Origin of the sequence: Achromobacter spanius, assembly GCF_002812705.1 — a bacterium.
GTDB classification, from domain to species: domain Bacteria; phylum Pseudomonadota; class Gammaproteobacteria; order Burkholderiales; family Burkholderiaceae_B; genus Achromobacter; species Achromobacter spanius.
In genome coordinates this window covers 3335002-3356284 of sequence record NZ_CP025030.1, presented here as the reverse complement: position 1 = coordinate 3356284, position 21283 = coordinate 3335002, and the positions used below count along the sequence as shown (strand labels likewise).

The 21283-nt window shown below is 61.7% G+C and carries 23 protein-coding genes and 1 tRNA gene; 5 read left to right on the top strand and 19 right to left on the bottom strand.

Annotation, left to right across the window (positions count from 1 at the left end):
- Nucleotides 1–46: 46 nt before the first annotated feature.
- Nucleotides 47–1395, top strand: a protein-coding gene (locus CVS48_RS15250; protein WP_419191443.1) for an IS3 family transposase whose coding sequence is annotated in 2 segments (ribosomal slippage) — nt 47–529 and nt 532–1395 — 1347 coding nt in all. Because the reading frame shifts where the segments join, the coding sequence is not laid out codon by codon here.
- Between the two features lie 66 nt (nt 1396–1461).
- On the opposite strand, the gene CVS48_RS15245 is transcribed toward CVS48_RS15250, so the two are convergent.
- On the bottom strand, nt 1462–2052 hold the full coding sequence (locus tag CVS48_RS15245; protein WP_100855169.1) for a BPSL1445 family SYLF domain-containing lipoprotein: 591 nt from the start codon (nt 2050–2052) through the stop codon (nt 1462–1464).
- Between the two features lie 211 nt (nt 2053–2263).
- Nucleotides 2264–2518 carry a hypothetical protein gene (locus CVS48_RS15240; RefSeq protein WP_100855168.1) on the bottom strand — a complete coding sequence of 85 codons (255 nt, stop codon included), beginning with the start codon at nt 2516–2518 and terminating at the stop codon, nt 2264–2266.
- A 256-nt stretch (nt 2519–2774) separates the two neighbouring features.
- Between CVS48_RS15240 and CVS48_RS15235 the strand changes: the two genes are divergently transcribed.
- Nucleotides 2775–3728: a M14 family metallopeptidase gene (locus CVS48_RS15235; RefSeq protein ID WP_100855167.1), complete on the top strand. Its 954-nt coding sequence runs from the start codon at nt 2775–2777 to the stop codon at nt 3726–3728.
- A gap of 42 nt (nt 3729–3770) precedes the next feature.
- Here the strand turns inward: CVS48_RS15235 and CVS48_RS15230 are convergent, their stop codons facing one another.
- Both CVS48_RS15230 and CVS48_RS15225 read right to left on the bottom strand, forming a co-directional pair.
- Nucleotides 3771–4205: a GNAT family acetyltransferase gene (locus CVS48_RS15230; protein ID WP_100855166.1), complete on the bottom strand. Its 435-nt coding sequence runs from the start codon at nt 4203–4205 to the stop codon at nt 3771–3773.
- 285 nt (nt 4206–4490) lie between these two features.
- A complete protein-coding gene (locus CVS48_RS15225) occupies nt 4491–5405 on the bottom strand; it encodes a PhzF family phenazine biosynthesis protein (protein WP_100855165.1) in 915 nt (304 codons plus the stop codon).
- Nucleotides 5406–5587: 182 nt separating this feature from the next.
- Here CVS48_RS15225 and CVS48_RS15220 point away from each other — a divergent pair, with 182 nt between their 5' ends.
- Nucleotides 5588–5977, top strand: coding sequence for a hypothetical protein (locus CVS48_RS15220; RefSeq protein WP_100855164.1), 390 nt, complete (start codon nt 5588–5590; stop codon nt 5975–5977).
- Between the two features lie 87 nt (nt 5978–6064).
- On the opposite strand, the gene CVS48_RS15215 is transcribed toward CVS48_RS15220, so the two are convergent.
- The 12 genes from CVS48_RS15215 to CVS48_RS15160 form a co-directional block, all read right to left on the bottom strand.
- Nucleotides 6065–6886: an alpha/beta fold hydrolase gene (locus CVS48_RS15215; RefSeq protein WP_100855163.1), complete on the bottom strand. Its 822-nt coding sequence runs from the start codon at nt 6884–6886 to the stop codon at nt 6065–6067.
- A gap of 3 nt (nt 6887–6889) precedes the next feature.
- Nucleotides 6890–7672, bottom strand: a complete 783-nt coding sequence (locus CVS48_RS15210) for a hypothetical protein (RefSeq protein ID WP_126376167.1) — start codon at nt 7670–7672, stop codon at nt 6890–6892.
- A gap of 112 nt (nt 7673–7784) precedes the next feature.
- Nucleotides 7785–8339 (bottom strand): aspartate carbamoyltransferase, encoded by a 555-nt coding sequence (locus CVS48_RS15205; protein WP_100855161.1) that lies wholly within the window; start codon nt 8337–8339, stop codon nt 7785–7787.
- 173 nt (nt 8340–8512) lie between these two features.
- Nucleotides 8513–8589: transfer RNA gene (locus CVS48_RS15200), tRNA-Pro, on the bottom strand.
- Nucleotides 8590–8833: 244 nt separating this feature from the next.
- Nucleotides 8834–9277, bottom strand: coding sequence for a MerR family transcriptional regulator (locus tag CVS48_RS15195; protein ID WP_100855160.1), 444 nt, complete (start codon nt 9275–9277; stop codon nt 8834–8836).
- A gap of 58 nt (nt 9278–9335) precedes the next feature.
- A complete protein-coding gene (locus CVS48_RS15190) occupies nt 9336–9677 on the bottom strand; it encodes an integration host factor subunit alpha (protein WP_006218744.1) in 342 nt (113 codons plus the stop codon).
- A gap of 3 nt (nt 9678–9680) precedes the next feature.
- Nucleotides 9681–12098 (bottom strand): phenylalanine--tRNA ligase subunit beta, encoded by a 2418-nt coding sequence (pheT, locus tag CVS48_RS15185; RefSeq protein ID WP_100855159.1) that lies wholly within the window; start codon nt 12096–12098, stop codon nt 9681–9683.
- A 13-nt stretch (nt 12099–12111) separates the two neighbouring features.
- Nucleotides 12112–13134: a phenylalanine--tRNA ligase subunit alpha gene (gene pheS, locus CVS48_RS15180; RefSeq protein WP_006218742.1), complete on the bottom strand. Its 1023-nt coding sequence runs from the start codon at nt 13132–13134 to the stop codon at nt 12112–12114.
- A 77-nt stretch (nt 13135–13211) separates the two neighbouring features.
- Nucleotides 13212–13571: a 50S ribosomal protein L20 gene (gene rplT, locus CVS48_RS15175; protein WP_100855158.1), complete on the bottom strand. Its 360-nt coding sequence runs from the start codon at nt 13569–13571 to the stop codon at nt 13212–13214.
- A gap of 15 nt (nt 13572–13586) precedes the next feature.
- Complete coding sequence (rpmI, locus tag CVS48_RS15170; protein WP_006218740.1) at nt 13587–13784, bottom strand: 50S ribosomal protein L35; 198 nt, start codon at nt 13782–13784, stop codon at nt 13587–13589.
- A gap of 382 nt (nt 13785–14166) precedes the next feature.
- Entirely contained in the window at nt 14167–15699 is a 1533-nt protein-coding gene (locus CVS48_RS15165; RefSeq protein ID WP_100855157.1) for a YifB family Mg chelatase-like AAA ATPase, read from the bottom strand.
- A gap of 165 nt (nt 15700–15864) precedes the next feature.
- The gene (locus CVS48_RS15160; protein ID WP_100855156.1) at nt 15865–16116 is read right to left on the bottom strand and encodes an accessory factor UbiK family protein; all 252 of its coding nucleotides are present in this window, start codon (nt 16114–16116) and stop codon (nt 15865–15867) included.
- 762 nt (nt 16117–16878) lie between these two features.
- Between CVS48_RS15160 and CVS48_RS15155 the strand changes: the two genes are divergently transcribed.
- Both CVS48_RS15155 and amt read left to right on the top strand, forming a co-directional pair.
- Nucleotides 16879–17217: a P-II family nitrogen regulator gene (locus CVS48_RS15155; RefSeq protein WP_006218735.1), complete on the top strand. Its 339-nt coding sequence runs from the start codon at nt 16879–16881 to the stop codon at nt 17215–17217.
- Nucleotides 17218–17249: 32 nt separating this feature from the next.
- Nucleotides 17250–18488 carry an ammonium transporter gene (gene amt / locus CVS48_RS15150; protein ID WP_100855155.1) on the top strand — a complete coding sequence of 413 codons (1239 nt, stop codon included), beginning with the start codon at nt 17250–17252 and terminating at the stop codon, nt 18486–18488.
- 168 nt (nt 18489–18656) lie between these two features.
- Here amt and ptsP read toward each other — a convergent pair whose 3' ends face one another.
- The 3 genes from ptsP to CVS48_RS15135 form a co-directional block, all read right to left on the bottom strand.
- Nucleotides 18657–20534 (bottom strand): phosphoenolpyruvate--protein phosphotransferase, encoded by a 1878-nt coding sequence (gene ptsP / locus CVS48_RS15145; RefSeq protein WP_279629465.1) that lies wholly within the window; start codon nt 20532–20534, stop codon nt 18657–18659.
- Nucleotides 20470–20739: an HPr family phosphocarrier protein gene (locus CVS48_RS15140; RefSeq protein ID WP_100855154.1), complete on the bottom strand. Its 270-nt coding sequence runs from the start codon at nt 20737–20739 to the stop codon at nt 20470–20472. The genes ptsP and CVS48_RS15140 overlap by 65 nt, the downstream gene beginning before the upstream one ends.
- Nucleotides 20740–20869: 130 nt before the next feature.
- The gene (locus CVS48_RS15135) at nt 20870–21271 is read right to left on the bottom strand and encodes a PTS sugar transporter subunit IIA (protein WP_050448596.1); all 402 of its coding nucleotides are present in this window, start codon (nt 21269–21271) and stop codon (nt 20870–20872) included.
- Between the last annotated feature and the right edge of the window lie 12 nt (nt 21272–21283).

The window sequence follows — 21283 nt, the reverse complement described above, 5'->3', positions numbered from 1 at the left end:
TGCACCCCAGAAGTTGGACACCCGTCCGACCTTTGGGGTGTTTTTCATGACGAAGTACGATGAGCGATTCAAGCTGAATGCGGTAAGGCATTACTTAGCTGGCCAGCTTGGCTATCGAGAGGTGGCCCGCAGCCATGGGATCGAGCATTCGATGCTGCGCCGTTGGGTAGCGAGCTACGAGCAGCACGGCAGTGCTGGGCTAGCCAAGAAGTTCAGTCATTACGATGCGGCGTTCAAGCAGGAGGTGCTTGGGCGGATAGACCTTGATGGCCTGTCAGATCGCCAGGCTGCGGCGCTCTATGACATTCGTCACGCGGGCAGCATCGGCATCTGGCGCGCCCAGTATGATGCTGGGGGAGCAGGCGCGTTGGCGCCGCGAACTAAAGGTAGACGTCCCATGCCGCATAAATACCCTCCGGCACCGACCCCCAAAGACATGACCGAGGACGAGTTGCGCAAAGAGAATGCCTATCTGCGTGCGGAGCTCGACTACCTAAAAAAATTGAAGGCCTTGATCCAAGCGGAACGGACCGAAGCGCTCGTCAAAAAGCGCAAATGGTCCAAGGATTGAGGTCGGCACACCCGCTGGCATTGTTGCTGCGCGCAGCCCGGCTGTCGCGCAGCACGTTTTACTACCATCTGAAGGCGCAGGGCGCGGCGGACAAGTACGCCGGGCTCAAGGCCAGGATCGGTGCCGTCTATGCCCGCCACAAGGGGCGCTACGGCTATCGCCGGATCACCTCGGTGCTGCGCCAGGCCGGCGAACTGATCAACCACAAGACGGTGCAGCGCCTGATGCAGGCGCTGGGGATCAAATCGCTAGTGCGGGCCAAGAAATATCGCTCATACCGTGGCGAGGTAGGCCGGATCGCACCGGATTTGCTCAAGCGCCAGTTCGAGGCGCCTGGCCCCAACCAGAAGTGGGCAACCGACGTGACCGAGTTCAACGTCCAGGGCAAGAAGCTGTATCTGTCCCCGGTGATGGACCTGTACAACGGCGAGATCGTGGCCTATCAAACCGAGCAGCGCCCGGTGTTCAGCCTGGTGACCAAGATGCTGAAAAAGGCCTTCGCCAAGCTCAAACCCTTGGATACGCCGTTGCTGCACTCGGATCAGGGCTGGCAATACCAGCAACGCGCCTACCGGCGCCTGCTAGCCGAGCGCGCCGTCACCCAGAGCATGTCCCGCAAGGGAAACTGCCTGGACAACGCCGCCATGGAGAGCTTCTTCGGCACGCTCAAGTCGGAGTTCTTCCATCTGAACCGCTTCGAGAGCATCGAGCAGCTACAGGCCGGCATCCGCCGCTACATCAACTACTACAATCACCACCGCATCAAGCTCAAGCTAAAAGGCCTGAGCCCGGTTCAATACCGGACCCAGGCCTTCGGCCCTTAGCTTTTAACTGTCCAACTTCTTGGGGTCAGTTCAAAAATCCGCGGCGTTTTTTCATGGGGAAAGATCTTACCAGTCGAGCTTGGAGATCTTGGTGCCCGCCAGCGAAACCCCAGCCATCAGGCCACCGTTATTCATCACGAAGCCAACAATCGGCTGCTGCGCCGTGTTGGTGTCAATACGGCCGTTCGCGCCGATATTCACCACCGCCACCGTGGCGTCAGCACCCACCGTCCAGCCGCTGCTGTTACGGAACTTGTTCAATGCGTCATCCGTCATGAACAGCAGCACCATGGCCTTGGATTGCGCGCCAGCCTGGAAGCCGATCGAACCCGCCGTCGTGCTGTAGTAGCCGGCGTTGGTCCCACCCACGCGCAGCACACCGTTGCCATGCTCGGCGCCCACAATGAAGCTGCCGCTCAATACATCAGGGAACACCAGCACGCCCTTTGCACGCGCCACCAATTCCTTGGACTGCGGCGATGCCTCGTAGAGTTTGGTCAGGGTTGCATTGGCCGCGCTATTCATCGAATCGCGCTTTTCAGTGGCCGTCGCGGAAGATTTTGGCGAGGTAGTGGTGCAACCCGCAAACAGCAGGCCTGCCACACCGATAGTCGCCGCGATGCCTACACGACGCAGGACAGGAAAAGTATCAAGCATGGAACTCTCCTTTATTGTTGTCATCCGCTACCAATGTACCGGCCAAACCCGCCGGGCCGCGGCATCGGATTGTGATAAACGAAACAAAACCTACCTGCTGCCGCCCTGACCTAGGCGGGTCTTCTTCAACAACCATGCGCCTGCGGGCGAGAAATCACCCCCAATCACACGGCAACATTTGGTAGGGCATTTTCCTACCGGTGCTACATCACTACAGAATGCCATAACGCGGCTCGCCCGTAGCCACATCCACGGACACAATGCCCGACAAAACCAGTTCCGCGTGACGCCGAGCCACATCGGCGTCGGCGAACGTCACGAAGCGCGGCAAGGACCAGCGTTGCTGTCCACCGTCATTGCCTACCCGGCTCACGATTATCTCGATGGCCAACACGCCTGCATCCAGGCTTACGATTTCACAACCGACTTGAAAACCATCGATATGCCGTTGCGGCACCGAACCCATTCTTTTCGCTCCTGAAATCGAACTCACCGCGCGCAATATGCCAAAAAATAATGATGCTGAAAAGCAGTCGTTTCAACGGGTTATGGCGCACTATTTCGCCTAGTGCTGACGCATCTTGCGAACCATCGCAAGCGGCGAAATCCCCCCCTTTTCGCGCCATTTTCATTATTTTTTGCGATTCAAAAAAAAGCACGATGGACCAGAGCGCGATACCCAGGGGTATATTGCAACGTTCAACAAGAGGCCAAACATCCCCATGCAACCCACTGCTTTCGAACCCGACACCGCCCCCCTGGAAATCCTGCCCCGCGACCTATCGGCATACCGCGAAGGCAACACCGGCATCCCGTACGTGCATCGTTTTGAATCCGGCGTGCCCGGCCCTCACGTACTGATCAACGCCATCACGCACGGCAACGAAATCTGTGGCATGGTCGCCGCCACCCATTTGCTGGACAACGGCGTACGGCCGAAGATCGGCACATTGACGGTCAGCTTCGCCCACGTCGAAGCCTATGAGGCCTTCGACATCGACAACCCGTACGAAAACCGCCAACTGGTCCACAACTTGAACCGCATCTGGTCAGCGGCCATGCTGGACGGTTCCGAAGACAGCCCCGAATTGCGTCGCGCGCGCGAGTTGCGGCCGGTCTTGGACGCAGCAGACTTCGTGCTGGACATCCACTCGACCCGCGCGCCGGTGCAACCTTTCTGGGTCTACAACGAGATGGACCGCAACACCGCGTTGGCAGCGGCCGTGGGTGCCCCCGCCGTGCATCTGGTCATGCCGCAGCACAAGTTTCCCGGCACGGGCGTGATGGGCTATGGCCACCATGGTGACCCGTCGTCCGACAGCGGTGGTGCGCTGGTGGTCGAATGCGGCCAGCACTTCGCGCGTTCGGCCGCTGAACTGGCCACCGACGTGACGCTGCGCTTCCTTGCCCACACCGGTTTGATCGATGCGCCCCAGGACGCCGCGCCCCCGCCCGTGCCGCAACGTTATCGCCTGCTTGAAGTGCACATGGTGAAGTCTGAAGACTTCCGCTTCACCCGCCCGGTCATTGGCTTCGAGACCTTCGACAAAGGCGAGTTGATAGCCACGAACGGCGCCGAGGAAATACGATCGCCGTGTGACCAGTGCACGATCTTCATGCCCACGCGCATGCCGATCGTTGGCCGCGAAGCGGTCTATTTGACGGTCGCCATCTAAGCGCTGGCGACCGTATCGCTGGGCGCGTCATAGATATCCGCCTTACGTATCCGGAATCAGGCGCTTGCCCAGGCTTACGACCTCGTCCAGTTGAAAGCCCAGGCTCTTGTAAAAGGCCTGCACGCCCAGGTTGCCCGACCGGATCAGCAGGTTGATCTTCGGGCAGCCCATAGCGAGCAAGCGCGCTTCAAGGGCACGCATCAGCACCGTGGCGTAGCCCCGCCGCTGATGCGCCGGCGACACCGCCAGGTAATTCACCCAACCCCGATGCCCGTCATAGCCGCCCATCACCGTGGCGACGATGGCGCCGTCAATCTTGCCCACCAAAAACAGATTGGCTTGCACAGTCGCTTTGCGCGCGATGTCCTTGACCGGATCGTTCCAGGGGCGCGTCAGGCCGCAGTCGCGCCATAACTGGATCAGGGCGGCCTCATCGGCGGGTTGATAGGGTTGGATGGCCAATGCTTGGATAGTCATAGTCATGCTTCGTTCCTGTAGCGAGGAAAACGAAGGCCTGGCGAACCGTCTCGAACGCAGCGGTGCAAACAAATAGCATCGCCACAAACCCTGCAAACAAAAAGGCCACGAGAGGTATCGTGGCCTTCAAGGGACGGCGCCGCATGCGCGGCGCCTTGACGTGACTAGCCACTCAACATAAGCGTCGAGTGACTCGTCGGTTGCCTGCCCGACATGCGGGAGAAAAATGCAGTGCGTTCATGCGGGCCAGCATACACGAGGCCCCTGCGCGCAATCAAGGTGGATTCAGCCCAGTTCCGGCGCGGGCAACGACCCTTCCATCACCACCACTGCGTGACCCGCCACGCCTGCCCATACGCCATCGGCGCGGGGTTCGGCATGCGCCAGCAACAGGCTGGCCCGGCCCATGTCCACCCCCTGCCCTACGCGCAATTCCAACTTCCCGCGCCCGCGCAAGGCTGCGCGCAGCGCCGTGACGGCCGCCGTGGCGCTGCCGGTGGCGGGGTCTTCCGTCATGCGGCCGGTGAACATCCGCGCCTGGATATCCGTCGGGGCGTCGACCGTATCGCTGCTGGTGTCGGTGGTGTAGACGTAGATCGACTTCGCCCCGTCCAACGGCAGCAGCGCCGCGTAGCCGTTTGAATCCGGCGACGCACGACGCAAGGCGTCGCGGCTGGCCAACTGCGCCACCAGGAATATCAACCCCACCGACACCACCTGCGGCGCATGCTCGGACATCTCGATGTCGGACGGCTCCAATTTCAGCGCGCGCGCCAGATCCGCGGCGGAGACTTCGCTGGCGCGAGACAACGGTTGCGGCGCTTGCAGCTCCACGCTTTCCACGCCCTTGGCGCCCGACCGCAGGGCGATGCGCACCAGACCCGCAGCCTCTTCAAAGACAAAGGCATCCGGCGCCGGGCGCCCCGCCGCCACCATTTCGCGAGCCAGCACCACCGCCGTACCCACATTCGGATGCCCCGCGAACGGCACCTCGCGATCAGGCGTGAAGATCCGCACCCAGGCCGTATTGGCACGATCTTTCGGCGGCAGTACGAAGCTGGTTTCCGAGTAGTTGAATTCGCGCGCGATGCGCTGCATCTGCGCACCATCCAGCCCCTCGGCGTCCAGCACGACCGCCAGAGGGTTGCCGCAATAGGTCTGCGTGGTGAATACATCGGCCGTCACGTAGCGGTAGCGCATCAAAGGTCTCTCATTGGGGTGTGAATGGCACGAGTATGCGCGCCACTGCGAGGGTTGCGACAGGCACAGAAAGCCACGACTTTCGCCATAACAGCGCGGCGCGGGCGCGCAGGTCGAGTACCCTGTCTTCCTGGGCCGTCCTCGCGGCCCGAAGCGCGCTTTACTCCTGCAAGGAATGCACCATGGAAAACCCTTTTGGCGACGCCGACGAACCCGTTGTCGGCCACCGGCAATACCTGATCTTGATCGCGGCATCCAAAGACAACGCCTCACTCGCCCAAAAGCAGCTTGAAAACCTCAAGAAGCACGTGGATGACCGCGCCGCGCCACTATGGATCGACGCCAAGGGCATCGGCGTGTTGCTCACGACGGATATGGTGGCCTCGGAAATCTGGCGCGCCATGTTCCAGAAGGAACCGGGCCAAGACCTGGGCGATACGCGCAACATGCTGGTGCTGGAACTAGGCAAGGATTGGGCAGCACGCCGGGACGACAAGATCGAACACTGGCTGGCCTCACACGTCGGCACCCCGCTTGCGCCGATGCCGCGCGGCGCGGGCAAGAAGCGCTGATGCCTGATGCGCTGAAGCCTAGGCCGTGGCCGAGGCGCTAAAGCCTACAGGGTTCAAACCTGAAACGCTGAAGCCTGTAGCGCGCGCTCAGGCCTGATTGGCGATGCGATGGATGAACGCCAAGATCTCGACGGTCAATTCGGCCGGCCGGTCCAAGCTGGGCAAATGGGCCGTGCCGGACAAGGCTTGACCAGTGCCGTTCGCCAGCATCGTCGCCACCTGCCGGCTTCGTGCCTGAATATGTGGAAAATCGCAGTCACCCCACATCACCAGCGCCGGCTTGCGGATCTCATTTAAACGCCCGTAGGTGGGCAAATCATCTAGGCTTACTCCACCATACGGCGACTGCAATATGGCGGCATTCATTTCAAGAAAGCGCTGACGTGCAGCGCCCGCTACGCGCCCTTCCGGTTCACAAGGCCCGTCCAGGAATAGGCGCGCCTTCAACGTGTTCACGCGATCTTTGTCGCCGTCGGCCTCCGCCTGCTTCAGCGCCGCCATCAGTGCTTTGACGTTGGCCGGAAACTCCGGCTCGGGCGCGCCTGGCACCGTCGGTGCAATCAACACCAGCCCCCGCACGCGGGACGGATGTAGCAGCGCAGCGTCCAGCGCCACCCGCGCACCCTGCGAGCATCCAACCAAGATCACCGGCTTGCCGTCCGCCAAGGCATCAATCACTGCTATCAAATCCGCAATCGCCGAATAATCCTCTGCCACGGCATGCGTCTTCCCATAGCCACGCCGGTCATACGCAATGCCCTTGTTGCCGGCCGCAATGCCCGACATCTGCACATCCCACATGCGGTGGTCGCAAATGGCGGCGTGCAAGAACACGACCGGGTCGCCGCTACCCTCCGCTTCCGCAGAAAGCATCGCGCGACCGCAAGGGATTTGATGTTGTGTACGCATGGCTCACGCAACCACGGCGGGATCGCCCGCCGTATCGGCTGTTTGCGGCACGGACTCGCGATACGCCACCGCGCACATCACGGTCACGATCACAAGCATGCCGATGCTGATCAGCATGCCGGCTACGCTGAACCCAACGCCAGACGTCGTCGGGTAACGCGCCACGTCCGCCACCATGGTCTTGGTAAAGCCCACGGACACAAGCAAGAAAAACAGCGCACTGACCAAGGGCCAACGCTTGAAACGCATGGCATCGCACATGGCCTTGAAGCGATATTCACCCGACGCCACGGCGCACACCCAGCTCAACGCCAACACAGCGCCGGCATACACAAAAGGCACCCAAAGCAGGCCCAGCACGATGAACAGCGCGATGAAGAACCCGGTGTCGCCCACGCCATTCATCGCGAAGTAAAGCAATATTGGGATATCAGCGGACGCCCGCAATAACGCGCCCACCACGACCACAAAGAGCACCAGCAAAGCCAGATGCTTGGCCTCGGCGTTGCTCCCTCGCGAAAGCTGCACCGCGGCAGTATCCCGGCCGACAAGCATCCCCAGCCAAGTAAAGGTCACCCGCGCCAACGCCAGCAGGTTCACCATGGCCAGCAGTAGAAACACAAACTGCATCGTGCCCACGGAGTTGGACAACAGCAACGCGAAAGGCAGCGTAACGATGAATGCGGCCAATGACCCAGGCGCGGTCGCCATCATTCGACGGCCTTGTTGACGGATGGCTTTGAAGGTCAACGCGATGACCTGAGTTCCAGCGAGTTTGCTAGCCACAGGCTTGCCTTTGGGGGACTGAGATGGAGCGATACGTTACACCAGAGTCCGTGATTTTTTCGTTGCGATTCGATGATGACTCCATCTGGCAAGACGCCAGAAAAGCAGTCAGTCAATGGGATTCATGCCCTTCGACAGCATCGTTGCCATGGTCAGATAGCTGGGCATCAAACCATTTTTGCAATGCACCAGCCAGGGGCGCTTCTTTCGCCGTGTACGTCAACTGCGCGCCCCCTTTAACGTCTTGATAGGTAATGTCGATTCGCCCTGGGGTGGCTTTTTGCAGTTCAGCCAATCCTGGCATGCCTTGACCATGAATGTGGCTCGGGCCCGAGAAGTCCCCTTTCAAGAACTGCGCTTGGATTTCCTGCAAATGCTGCCGAATCCGCGCCACTTGATCAACGTCTGACGCATCCTTCGCCACCACACGCTGAACGCCACCGTCCGCACTCTTGGTGAAAATATGGGTCGTGGCCGACAAGCTGAAAGGCATCACATCCTTGCCCCGCTGGGACACCTCAGTCTGACGTTGCGCGTCAGCCTTCTCTTTCATGTGAGCCGCATGGTCCATCTTGGAATGATCCATCGGCGATGAATCGATGTTCTGCGCTTGAGCAAAGCCAATCAAGGCAGAAAAAGCGAGCACCACTGCAATTAGCTTTCGCATTCTTGATCTCCGGGTAGTTGTCGCAATGCTTGAGCAAGCGTATTGCACACAGCAATGATCACACGCCTGCGTTGACGGCATTGCACCGACAACAATAGAGCAAAGTCCCCAGAATGCGCCAACAATGAGAAAGGGGGTTAGTGATTACTATCACTAACCCCCTAGGGTATTGCTGGTCGGGACGGCGGGATTCGAACTCGCGACCCCTTGCACCCCATGCAAGTGCGCTACCAGGCTGCGCTACGCCCCGAAAGAAAAAGAGTATAGCAGAACAAAAATTTGTTTGCACGGATTGGTGCAAAAAAAGTGCTGAATACTCAAAAAAATTTGCGCCTCATGTTCGTCGCTTGCATCAGCTACATACAAGACGGCGCATGACGCGCAAAGGCACTGCGATGTGCAACGCGCGCTGCTGGATCAGCGGCGCGCGTTGCGGATGTTGCGTACTGCCGGAAGATCTTTGACGACGATGAAGCGGTAGATCAGCTCAGCGCTCAGACCGCGGTGCCAACGTTGCTGTTGCTTGCGGTGTTGGCGGAGCTGGTCGCGTTCGCAGGCAAGCCCAAAGCATCGGCCAACATCGTCGAGACGTTGGCGAGTTCGTTGCGCAAGCCTTGCATTTCGGCACCGGACAAGCGCACCGCCGCGTCCTGATCGTGCGGCATGTCGCGCGCGTCGCCCAAGCGATTGCGTGCGCCGCTGATGGTGAAGCCTTGTTCATACAGCAAGGAACGGATGCGGCGGATCAGCAGCACTTCATGATGCTGATAGTAGCGGCGGTTGCCGCGCCGCTTGACCGGCTTGAGCTGGGTGAATTCCTGCTCCCAGTACCGCAAGACATGAGGCTTGACGCCGCACAGCTCGCTGACTTCACCAATGGTGAAGTAACGCTTGGCGGGAATGGGCGGTAGCGTAACGGTGGATTCAGTACGTGTCATAAGCGAATTTTATGCCGCGAGTAAGCTGGGTGCCGATAACAATTACCGACAAAGCGTATCACTCCGCGGCGTCGGGTGCAGCAGGGGTGGCCTGCTCCACCACGCTCTTGAGTTTTTGACTCGCGTGGAACGTAACCACGCGGCGTGCGGCGATGGGAATGGTCTCGCCGGTCTTGGGGTTGCGGCCCGGGCGCGGCGGTTTGTCGCGCACCTGGAAATTGCCAAAACCCGAGAGCTTGACGGAATCTCCGCGCGCAAGAGCGTCGCGGATTTCCTCGAAGAAGGTATCGACAATGTCCTTGGCTTCGCGCTTGTTCAGGCCGACCCGCTCGAAGAGCAGTTCGGCAAGCTCAGCCTTGGTCAGGGTGCGTGGCTCGGCAGCAAGCATACTGTTCCCCATGGTTCATGTACGCTGGCGCGCGCCGTGGGCACTGACCAATGCATCCTTGATGCGGGACAGGCAATCCGCCACACGAGCTTCGTCCAGGGTGACTTCAGTGTCCTGTAGCCAGAAACGGAAAGCAAGGCTTTTCTCCGTGACGGGCTCGCCGCCATGGGCCTTCTCGCGCCACACGTCGAACACGCGCGCGTCCTGCACAACGGCCAGTTGGGCATCGGCCTTAACGGCTGCGAACACAGTGTCCAGCATCGATTGCGTGGAGACGGATGCGTCGACCCACAGTGCCAGATCGCGCACCACCACCGGCTGACGCGAGAGCTCGCGCACTTGAGGCAGCTCGCCTTCAGACAGCGCGTCCACGTCCAGCTCAAACACGACAGGTGCATGCGCCAAGTCGGCTTGTTGCGCCCAACGCGGATGCAGCTCGCCGAGCCAGCCCACTTGCTTGCCGTCCAGTTCGATGCGGGCACTGCGGCCCGGATGCAGTGCAGGATGGGCGGCGGCTTCGAAACGCAAGCGGCGGCCGCGTGCGCCGAATAGCGCCTCGACGTCCATCTTCACGTCAAAGAAATCGACTTGGCGCGTGGCAACGCCCCACTGCTCTTCAACGGCCGGGCCCCAGGCGGCGCCCGACAAACGCATCGGCTGGCGCACGCCTGCAACTTGCAGGGGACCATCTTGCGCATCGGCGTCGCGCATGAAGACGCGGCCCAGTTCGAACACACGAACGCGCGACTGCTTGCGGTTGGCGTTGTGACGGATGTTGGCCACCAGGCCGCCGATCAGGCTTGAACGCATGACCGACAAATGGCTGGCAATCGGGTTCACCAGGCGCACGGGCGTGTCGTTGCCGGCGTAGTCGCGTTCCCAGTCGGCTTCGACGAAGCTGTAGTTGACGACTTCCTGGTAATCCTGCGCGGCGGTCAAGCGGCGCAGCGCGTGCGCGCCGCGATGCACTTCGGGCTGCGAGAACATCTTGGCGCGGGCCATCGGCGGCACGTCGGGAATGCTTTCGAAACCGTAGATGCGAGCCACTTCCTCGATCAGGTCTTCCTCGATCTCAAGATCGAATCGATACGACGGCGGATTGACGATGAAGTCATCGCCTTCAACCGTGAATTCCAGACCCAGGCTGGCGAAAATGTTCGCGACCTGTTCCTGCGTGACGGGCACGCCCAGCACGCGATGGCAACGCGCCAGGCGCATGCGCACGGGCGGACGCGCGGGCAGGTTGACGATCTGATCATCCAACGGGCCGACCTGGCCGCCGCAGATATCAACGATCAGGCGCGTGATGAATTCAATGTGCTCGGGGATGCTGGCGTAGTCCACGCCACGCTCGAAGCGATGGCTGGCTTCCGAGCTGAACTTGTAGCGGCGCGCGCGGCCGGCGATGGCTTGCGGCCACCAGAACGCGGCTTCCAGATAGATGTTCTGCGTGTCCAGCGTCACGGAGGTGGCTTCGCCGCCCATGATGCCGGCCAGGCTTTCCACCTGATCACCAGCGACGACGACGCCCACCTTCGGGTCCAGCGCGACGGTCTGGCCGTTCAACAGTTCCAGCGTTTCACCTTCGCGCGCCCAGCGCACGGAGATGTCGCCGCCGATCTTGTCCAGATCGAACACGTGCGACGGACGACCCAGCTCAAGCATCACGTAGTTCGAGATGTCGACCAAGGCCGACAGCGAACGTTGGCCGGCACGCTCCAGGCGCGACTTCATCCAGTCGGGCGTTGCAGCGCGGGCGTTCACGCCGCGGATCACGCGACCGCCGAAACGGCCGCACAGATCAGGGGCTTCAATCTTGACGGGCAGGCGCTCATCAAGCTGCACGGGCACGGCAACGGCCGTGGGCACGGACAGCGGAGCACCCGTCAGCGCGGCCACTTCACGCGCCACGCCAAGGATTGACAGACAGTCGGCGCGGTTGGGCGTGAGCTTGAGCGTGAAGAGCGTGTCGTCCAGGTCGAGCGCTTCGCGGATGGACTGGCCGGGCACCATGTCGGCGGGCAATTCCAACAGGCCGGCGTGGTCTTGCGACAAGCCCAGCTCGCGGGCCGAGCACAGCATGCCCGACGATTGCACGCCGCGCATTTTCGCGACGCCGATCTTCATGCCGCCGGGCAGTTCCGCGCCCACGCGGGCCAGCGGCACCTTCAGGCCGGCAGCCGCGTTCGGTGCACCGCACACGATTTGCAGGCGTTCGCCAGAGCCATCGTCCACTTGGCAGACGCGCAGCTTGTCAGCGTCGGGATGCGGAGCGATCTCAACGATGTGGCCCACGACCACGCCGGTAAAGGGCGGCGCGGCGGGCGCGGTGTCTTCGACTTCCAGGCCGGCCATGGTGAGCCGGTGCGCGAGTTCGTCGGTTGCGATCGGAGGATTGACCAGCGTACGCAGCCAGGATTCGGGAAATTGCATGATCAGCCGTCTGTTATTCGTTGAACTGGCGCAGGAAGCGCAAATCGCCTTCGTAGAACTGGCGCAGGTCGTTGACGCCGTAGCGCAACATCGTCAGGCGCTCCAGTCCGGAACCAAAGGCAAAGCCGATGTAGCGCTCGGGATCAAGGCCGAAGTTGCGCACCACTTCGGGGTGCACCTGGCCCGAGCCGGAAATTTCCAGCCAGCGGCCACGGTTGGGCCCCGAGGTGAACATCATGTCGATTTCGGCGGACGGTTCCGTGAAGGGGAAGAACGACGGACGGAAACGCACGACGAGATCATCGCTTTCAAAGAAGCAACGCAGGAAATCGGTGTACACGCCTTTCAGATCGGCAAACGAGATGTCCTCGGCGATCCAGAGCCCTTCCACCTGGTGGAACATGGGCGAGTGCGTGGCGTCGCTGTCGACGCGATAGGTGCGCCCAGGTGCAATTACCTTGATGGGCGGCTTGTGCATGCGGGCGTAGCGCACCTGCATGGGGCTGGTGTGCGTGCGCAGCAGCAGCGGCAGGCCGTCGGCGTCGTTCATGTCGACGTAGAACGTGTCCTGCATGGAACGCGCCGGATGGTCCAGCGGGTTGTTCAATGCGGTGAAATTGGTCCAGTCGTTTTCCACTTCGGGGCCGTCGGCCACGTCGAAGCCAATGGAACGGAAGATGGCTTCCACACGCTCCCAGGTCCGGATCACCGGATGGATGCCTCCAGGCGCGCGACCACGGCCCGGCAGGGTGACGTCAATGGTTTCAGAGGCCAGTCGGGCATCCAGTTCCGCCTGCGCCAATGCGGCGCGGCGCGAATTCAAGAGCTCTTCGACTTGTTGCTTGGCCTGATTGATCCGGGCGCCCATCTCGCGCTTCTGCTCGGGATCGAGTTTGCCCAGGCCTTTCAGCAGCACCGTCAGTGCGCCTTCCTTACCCAGGAATCGAGCCTTTGCGTTCTCAAGCGCGGCGGCATCCGTAGCCGCGGCGAACCGTTCTTGCGCCTGGGAGACCAGGTCGTCAACCAATAGAGTCATGAAATCCAGCCTTCAAAACGCAAACGGGGCTATTACAGCCCCGTTTGCAGCGATGCGCGATGAGTTAAAGCGCGCGATCAGGCAGCCAAGGCAGCCTTGGCTTGTTGCACGATGGCGGCAAAGCCGGCCTTGTCGCGCACGGCCAGGTCGGACAGAACCTTGCGGTCCAGTTCGATCGAAGCCTTCTTCAGACCAGCGATGAACACGCTGTAGCTGACGCCATGTTCGCGGACAGCAGCGTTGATACGCGTGATCCACAGAGCACGGAACGTGCGCTTCTTGTTACGGCGGTCGCGGTAGGCGTATTGGCCAGCGCGCATGACTGCTTGCTTGGCAATACGGAACACATTACCGCGGCGGCCACGGTAACCCTTGGCGGCGGCAATGACTTTTTTGTGACGTGCGCGGGCAGTTACGCCGCGTTTGACGCGAGGCATATTAGATCTCCCTTATCAAGCGAAAGGCATCATGGCCTTGACGGAGGCCACGTTGGATTCATGAACGGCCGTCGAGCCGCGCAATTGACGCTTGGCCTTCGTGGTCTTCTTGGTCAGAATATGGCGCTTGAACGCCTGACCGCGCTTGATGGAGCCGCTGCCGCGAACCTTAAAGCGCTTGGAAGCGCTTTTCTTGGTTTTCATCTTGGGCATGATGATTCCCTAAACTTAAACTCGTAGTTGATTTGACATGACGCGAGGTGCTTGACGCTGGTGGCTGACAGCCCAAAGGCTGGTACCGACACAACGGCAAAACTTGTAGACCTGTTGCCACTTCTTGGGGGGTACTGCTGGGGTACTGCTGGGGTACTGCTGGGGTATTGCTAGGGTTCTACTGATGCACTACTACCGGCAACGCCTGACCTGCAGCGCTGCCGCTTGCCCGGAATTTCTCCCAGGGCTTCCTTCCTGGAACGTGGCAGACAAGCAGCCCAGATCCGGGAAAGCCTTTGATTATATGGTGATTTCCGGGCGGTTGTCGAGCCGAAATACGGAATTACCCGAGGCGGGTGCTCAGCCCGGCTTCCAAGCAACCTTACAAACCCGGCCGGCGGTACTGGACCGCCTGCGCGACATGGCAGGCGCCCAGCACGTCCGCCCCCTCCAGATCGGCGACCGTACGGGCAACCCGCAATGCTCGGTGCAAGGCTCGGCCGGATCCGGACAGACGACGCATGGCCTGAAACAGCAACGCCTGGGCGTCTGCCTGCATCATGCAGTACTGATCAAGCTCCGCGCCGCTCAATGCGGCGTTCAGCTTACCCTGGCGGTCGTGCTGACGCTGACGACATCGCCGCACACGCTCGGAGACATGGCTTGAGGCTTCTCCCGCTGGCCCCGCCATCGACTCCGGATCCGACGGCGGCAGCGCGACATGCAGATCGATACGGTCCAGTAGTGGCCCCGATATCTTGCCTACATAACGAGCAACCTGGTCCGGCCGGCACACGCAGGCCCGCACGGGGTGCCCGCGCCAACCGCATGGGCAGGGATTCATCGCGGCGATCAGTTGAAACCGCGCCGGAAACTGCGCGGCGTGCAATGCCCGGGCGATAACCACCCTGCCCGCCTCCAGGGGCTCGCGCAGCGCCTCCAGGGTACGACGGCTGTACTCGGGCAATTCGTCCAGGAACAGCACGCCATTGTGCGCCAGGCTGATCTCGCCGGGGCGTGGCCGGCTGCCGCCTCCCACCAGGGCGGCAACGGAGGCGGAATGGTGCGGCGCGCGAAATGGCGGCTCGCCCATCAGGGTCTGCGGCAAGCCCGCCAAGGCGGCGACAGCCGCCGCCTCAAGCGCCTGCGACCGGCTCAATGGCGGCAGCAGCCCCGGCAAACGCGCCGCCAGCATGCTTTTACCTGCCCCCGGCGGGCCTACCATCAGCAAACTGTGCCCGCCCGCAGCGGCGACTTCCAACGCCCGCCGGGCGACTGCCTGCCCTCGTACATCCGACAGACACGGCCCGGGTGGCGCTTGCGGCCATGCCTTCGGGATGGCGTCGGGCAGCAATTGCGCGCCCGCGGCATGCGCGGCGACATCGGCCAAACTGCGCGCCGACAAGACACGCAAGCCCGGCACCCAGGCAGCCTCTTCGGCACTGCCCGCCGGCAAAATCAACGTAGCGCCGGGGGCATCGCGGGCCACGCTCAACGCAATGACCAATGGTGCCGCAACCGGCACCAACGCGCCCGTCAGGGATAGCTCGCCCGCAAACACCAGATCCGCCAGCGACGGATCAGACGCAGGCAGTTTGCCCGCCACGTCGCCGTCGGCGGGCGCGGCCAGTTGGCCCGACGCCAGCAGCAAGCCCAATGCGATGGGCAGATCAAATCGCCCCGATTCCTTGGGGATGTCGGCCGGCGACAAATTGACCGTGATTCGTCCGGAAGGAAAATCGAATCCGCTGTTCAGAATCGCGGCACGCACGCGCTCGCGGCTTTCGCGCACTTCCGTGTCGGCAAGCCCCACGACGTTGAAGCTGGGCAGCCCAGGGCCCAAATGGGTTTCGACCCGGACGGCGTGCGCATGCATGCCGCTAAGCGCGCGGCTGGCAAGTACGGCAAGCGTCAAGACAGTCTCCGTGTATGCAAGACCGTCAGTATCGGCAATTCCGCCCGCGGGCCGCAGGCCCAGCGGGACAATGATGTCCCTTATCAAGACTGCATTGCCGCCAAAGCAAAACGACCGCGCAGGGCGGTCGTTTTACTGCAAGCCGGCGAACCGGCTGGCGATCAATCACTTGTCCAATGCGGACAAACGCGATTCCATCTGCTGCACCTGAGCCGAAAGTTGATCAACGCGAGCGCGCGTACGGGCCAACAAATCAGCTTGCACGTCGAACTCTTCGCGGGTGACCAGATCCAGCTTCGAAAACGCCTGCGTCATCATCGCGCGCACGTTGCGCTCTACATCCGCGGCCGGGCTGCGGGCGATCAGGTCGGAAATATTCTTTTGGATGTCTTCCATCCATTGGGTGCGATTGTTCATGGCGGCCTCTCGTGTTCTTGATGGCTCAAGTGTAGTGCTTTGGCAGCCCGTCACAGGCAGGCAGCGAAACGCCAGGCAAAAAAAAGGGCGGGCCGCATGCGGTGACCGCCCATCAAAGCACAGGAGAAAACCGGGCTGCCATGGCGGCAACCCCCTACCAACATCGTTACGGACAACCTACCTGGCTTATCGACTACGCGAATAAGCCAGACGACTGCTTGCACTGCACCAACAATTGCGACTTATTCTTCAAAGCGTTCCACCGACCACAACGCGCCTGGCGCCGGGCTTGCTCACCAATTTAGGTGAGCTTTTGTTGATTCTTCGTCAGGTGATGCTTCGCAACAAGCTGATGCGTGTAAACCCTGGTATCACGCATGGCCGTAATTTTGGGCGCTTCAGAGCACGCATCGGCCCCCGTTTTTCGCACCGTCGCACCCCCCTGCGACCCCGGCCCGCATAGCTGCGCGCCACATCGCCGCTTGTCGCACAGCCAGCCCGAGGAATGCAAAACGCCATACAAACGGCTACGGGCGCAGCATTAACTGGCTACAAATACCGAGCCTGAAACATATTTGGTTGCACACCCTGGGATCCCCACCTTACGCACCAAATTGAGGCCGCCTCATGGTGCACGACGCCCCATATTGGTGCAGTCAGGCACAACTCGAGCGCCTGCTCCCCGTATTCCGCGCATCAGGAAACATGGCATGGATATTGCTTGATAGTCGTAGCCAACGTGCAACCAAGAGAGGAAATGCCATGAAACTCATCATCGCCATCATCAAGCCCTTCAAGCTCGACGAAGTGCGGGTGGCTCTATCCGGGATCGGCGTCCAGGGCCTGACTGTTACCGAAGTAAAGGGTTTTGGCCGTCAAAAAGGCCATACCGAGCTGTATCGCGGCGCGGAATACGCCGTCGACTTCCTGCCCAAGCTGCGCGTCGAAGCGGCCGTGCCCGACCACCTTGTCGATCAAGTCATCGAAGCGATCGAGCAAGCTGCTCGTACCGGCAAGATCGGCGACGGCAAGATCTTTGCCGCGCCCCTGGAACAAGTTATCCGTATCCGCACGGGTGAAGCTGGCGAAGCTGCGCTGTAAATAAATAAATAAAGACTCATTGGAGCCTGAAAATGGATAAAGCAGATATCTCCTGGTTGCTCGTCTCTACCCTACTCGTATTGATGATGGCCGTACCCGGTCTGGCGATGTTCTATGGCGGCCTGGTACGCAGCAAGAACGTGCTGTCTGTGTTGCTGCAAGTGCTGTGCACGTTCGTGCTGGGCCTGGTTCTCTGGTTCATCTACGGTTATTCGCTTGCCTTCACCGAGGGCAACGCCTTCTTCGGCGGCCTGTCGCGCGCCTTCTTCTCTGGCATGTTCAACCCGGCAGACGGCACGTACGCCATGTCGAACTCCTTGACCGAGCTGCTGTTCGCCTCGTTCCAGGCCACGTTCGCCGGCATCACCTGCGCGCTGATCGTGGGCAGCTTCGCCGAACGCGCCCGCTTCTCGGCGGTGCTGGTGTTCACCGTGATCTGGTTCACGTTCGCCTACGTGCCGATCGCCCACATGGTGTGGTTTGCTTCCGAAACGGCGCCGGGCCTGCTTAACGCCGCGGGCGCGCTGGACTTTGCGGGCGGCACGGTGGTGCACATCAACGCCGGTGTGGCTGGCCTGGTGGGCGCCTATGTGGTGGGCAAGCGCGTGGGCTACGGCCGCGAAGCGATGCAGCCGCACAACCTGCCGATGACCTTCGTGGGCGCTGCCCTGCTGTGGGTGGGCTGGTTCGGTTTCAACGCGGGTTCGGCCCTGGCCGCCAATGAGAACGCCACCCTGGCCTTCTTCAACACCATGATCGCCACCGCGGGCGCCGTCCTGGCCTGGCTGTTCACGGAATGGGCCGTCAAGGGTAAGCCCTCGATGCTGGGCGCCGCGTCTGGCGCAATCGCCGGCCTGGTGGGCATCACCCCCGCAGCCGGGCTGGTTGGCCCGGTGGGCGCACTGGTCATCGGTGTTATCGCCGGCGTGGTCTGCGTCTGGGGTGTGAACGGCCTGAAGCGCCTGCTGCGTGCCGACGATGCGCTGGATGTGTTCGGTGTGCACGGCGTGGGCGGTATCGTCGGCGCCCTGCTGACCGGCGTGTTCAACGCGCAAGTCCTCGGCGGCCCCGGCCTGGCCGAGCCCGGCATGATCGCCCACCAACTGTGGGTCCAGCTGGAAGGCGTGCTGCTGACCATTGTCTGGTCCGGCGTGGTGGCGTGGATTGCCTACAAGATCGCCAATGCCCTGTGCGGCCTGCGTGTACCGGAAGACCAGGAACGCGAAGGTCTGGACGTGACGAGCCACGGCGAATCGGCCTATCACAGCTAAATCGGTATGGCGGGCCCGCGGCACTTGCAGCGGGCCATGCAGGAAAACGGCGCCGGGGTTTACACCCGGCGCCGTTTTTCATTGCGGATATCGACGGGCCAGCAAAACGCCTCCACAAGAAAAACGCCCCATCACGGGGCGTTCGGCGTATGGCGATTCAGGCAGGAATCAGGCCGGATCCAGCGCATCCAGGTCGACGGGCAAGGCGCGGTTGAGCGCCGTGGCCACCTTGATCCGCAGGGCGTTCGAGTGCGCGCGGCGCACCTCGCGCTTCACGTCCAGCAATTGCTGCGGATGCATGGAGAATTCGGTCAGGCCCAGGCCTAACAGCAGCCGGGTCATGCGCGAATCGCCCGCCATTTCGCCGCACACGGCCACCGGCTTGCCGGCGCGCTCGCCCGCATTGATGGTGTTGGCCACCAGCCGCAAGACGGCGGGGTGCAGCGGGTCGTACAGCGACGCCACGTCGTGGTCGCCGCGGTCAATGGCCAACGTGTACTGGATCAGGTCATTGGTGCCGATGGACAGGAAATCCAGCGCCTGCGCGAAAGGCTCGATCGCAATCGCGATGGCGGGCACTTCCACCATGGCGCCCACTTCCATGTGCGGCGCATAGGCTTGGCCGCGTGCGTCAAGCTCGCGGCGGGCGGACTCGATGGCCGCCTTGGTCGCCACCACTTCATGCATGTGCGCGATCATGGGAATCAACAGACGGACCGGGCCGTGCGCCGAGGCTCGCAAGATGGCGCGCAACTGCGTGGCAAACATTTCGGGACGCGCCAGGCAGTAGCGGATTGCGCGTTGCCCCAAGGCAGGATTGGTGGCGACAGTCGCTTCGCCGTCCAGCGTCTTGTCTGACCCGATATCCAAGGTGCGGATCGTGACGGGCCTGCCCGCCATGACCTTGACTACCGAGGAATAGGCTTCGTACTGCTCTTCCTCGCCGGGCAGATCCGGGCGCCCCATGAACAGGAATTCACTGCGGAACAAGCCGATGCCATGCGCGCCCGAGGCCAGCGCCAGGGCAGCTTCTTCGGGCAGCTCGATATTGGCGTGGAGCACGATATCGATGCCATCCAGCGTAACGGATGGCTCGTCGCGCAGCAGGCCGAGCTCGGCGCGCTCGTCGGCATACACAGCCTGACGACGGCGATATTCCTGAAGAATGCGTTCCGACGGGTTGACCACCACGGCGCCCGCCGCGCCATCGATGATGAGCATGTCACCATCACGCACCAGCTCGCGCACGTTGCCCATTGCCACCACGGCGGGCACACCCATGCTGCGCGCCACGATGGCGGTGTGGGACGTGGGGCCGCCCAGGTCGGTGACGAAGGCGGCGAAACGGCCGCCGCGCAAGCGCAGCATATCCGCGGGAGAAATGTCGTGCGCCACGACCACCAGCGCGTCGTCGCCACCCATATGCGACATGTCGGGCAGAATGGCCGACGTACCGGCCAGCACATGCAGCACCCGTTCAATCACCTGGCGGACGTCAGCCCCGCGCTCGCGCAGGTATTCGTCTTCCATGGCATCGAACTGCTGGCCCAGCATCTGGCCTTGCGTCGTCAGCGCCCATTCGGCGTTGTAGTGGCGTTCAGCAATAAGGCCAAGCGTTTGCTCGGCCAGCAAGGGATCGCCAAGCAACAGGCTGTGCACGTTCAGCATCGCGCCCAGCTCGCGCGGCGCGTCGGCAGGTAGCGTGTCGGCCAGTTGCCGAAGCTCGTGCTGCGCCGACGCCAGCGCCTCGGTCAGCCGGCTGCTTTCGGCAGGCACGTCCTCGGGGGCAATCCGGTAGTGCGCCACTTCCAGCGCCGCGGCGCCCATGACGACCGCGCGTCCGATGGCATATCCCTTCGCAACGCCTTTGCCATAAAGACAAACGACGGGACTGGCACCGCCAGCCCCGTCGTGGGCATTGTTCAGGGTCGTAGACCGGCCAGCCTCGGCGACGCCCAGGCTGGCGGATTCAGGGGTTGTTCTATTCCTGCTCACCGAATTTGCTGTCGAACAGAGTTTCGATTTCGGAAAGCGCTTGCTCGGCATCGCTGCCGGAAGCGTCCAGTTTGACCGTCACACCCAAGCCGGCCGCCAACATCATGACGCCCATGATGCTCTTGGCGTTCACACGCTGCGCGCCACGAGAGATAAAGACCTCGCTTGAAAATTTGCTGGCCAGCTGTGTCAGCTTGGCTGCGGCACGCGCATGCAAACCCAATTTATTGCTGATGACGATGTCTTTAGTAGGCATAGGAAATATTATGACCGCGGATTGACGCCGCAGTGTTGATCGCAGCAAAGAGCCGAACCACCACCCGCATTTTTTTGACTTGAATTGCCAGCCGACATATTAGGGCAAATTCAAGGGCAAATTCTGCCCGTCAGTCTACACGCAAGACGCCCTGCACTCCGCCCGCCAGAGCCTTCTCTCGCGTTTCTGCCAACGGAAGATTGCGGTAGGTCAATGCGCGCAGCAGCATCGGGGTGTTCAACCCCGCCAGGACGCAGCATTGGATGCCCTGCGCCTGGGCATCGGCCACGGCACGCTTCGAGATGTTGGCAGGCGTGGCACCAATCAGGTCCGTCAGCACGAGCACGCCAGCGCCGTGATCCTGGCCCAGGATGTCCTTCAGAACGGCGGGCGCCTGTTCATCGGGCCGGTCCTCGGGCTGGATATCGTGAATGGCCAGCATGCCGTCAAGGTCGCCCATGACATGACTGGCGCATTCCCGCATCGCCGCGCCCAAAGGCGCGTGCACGACGATAACAATACCCGTGGTCATGACGGTTTCCAG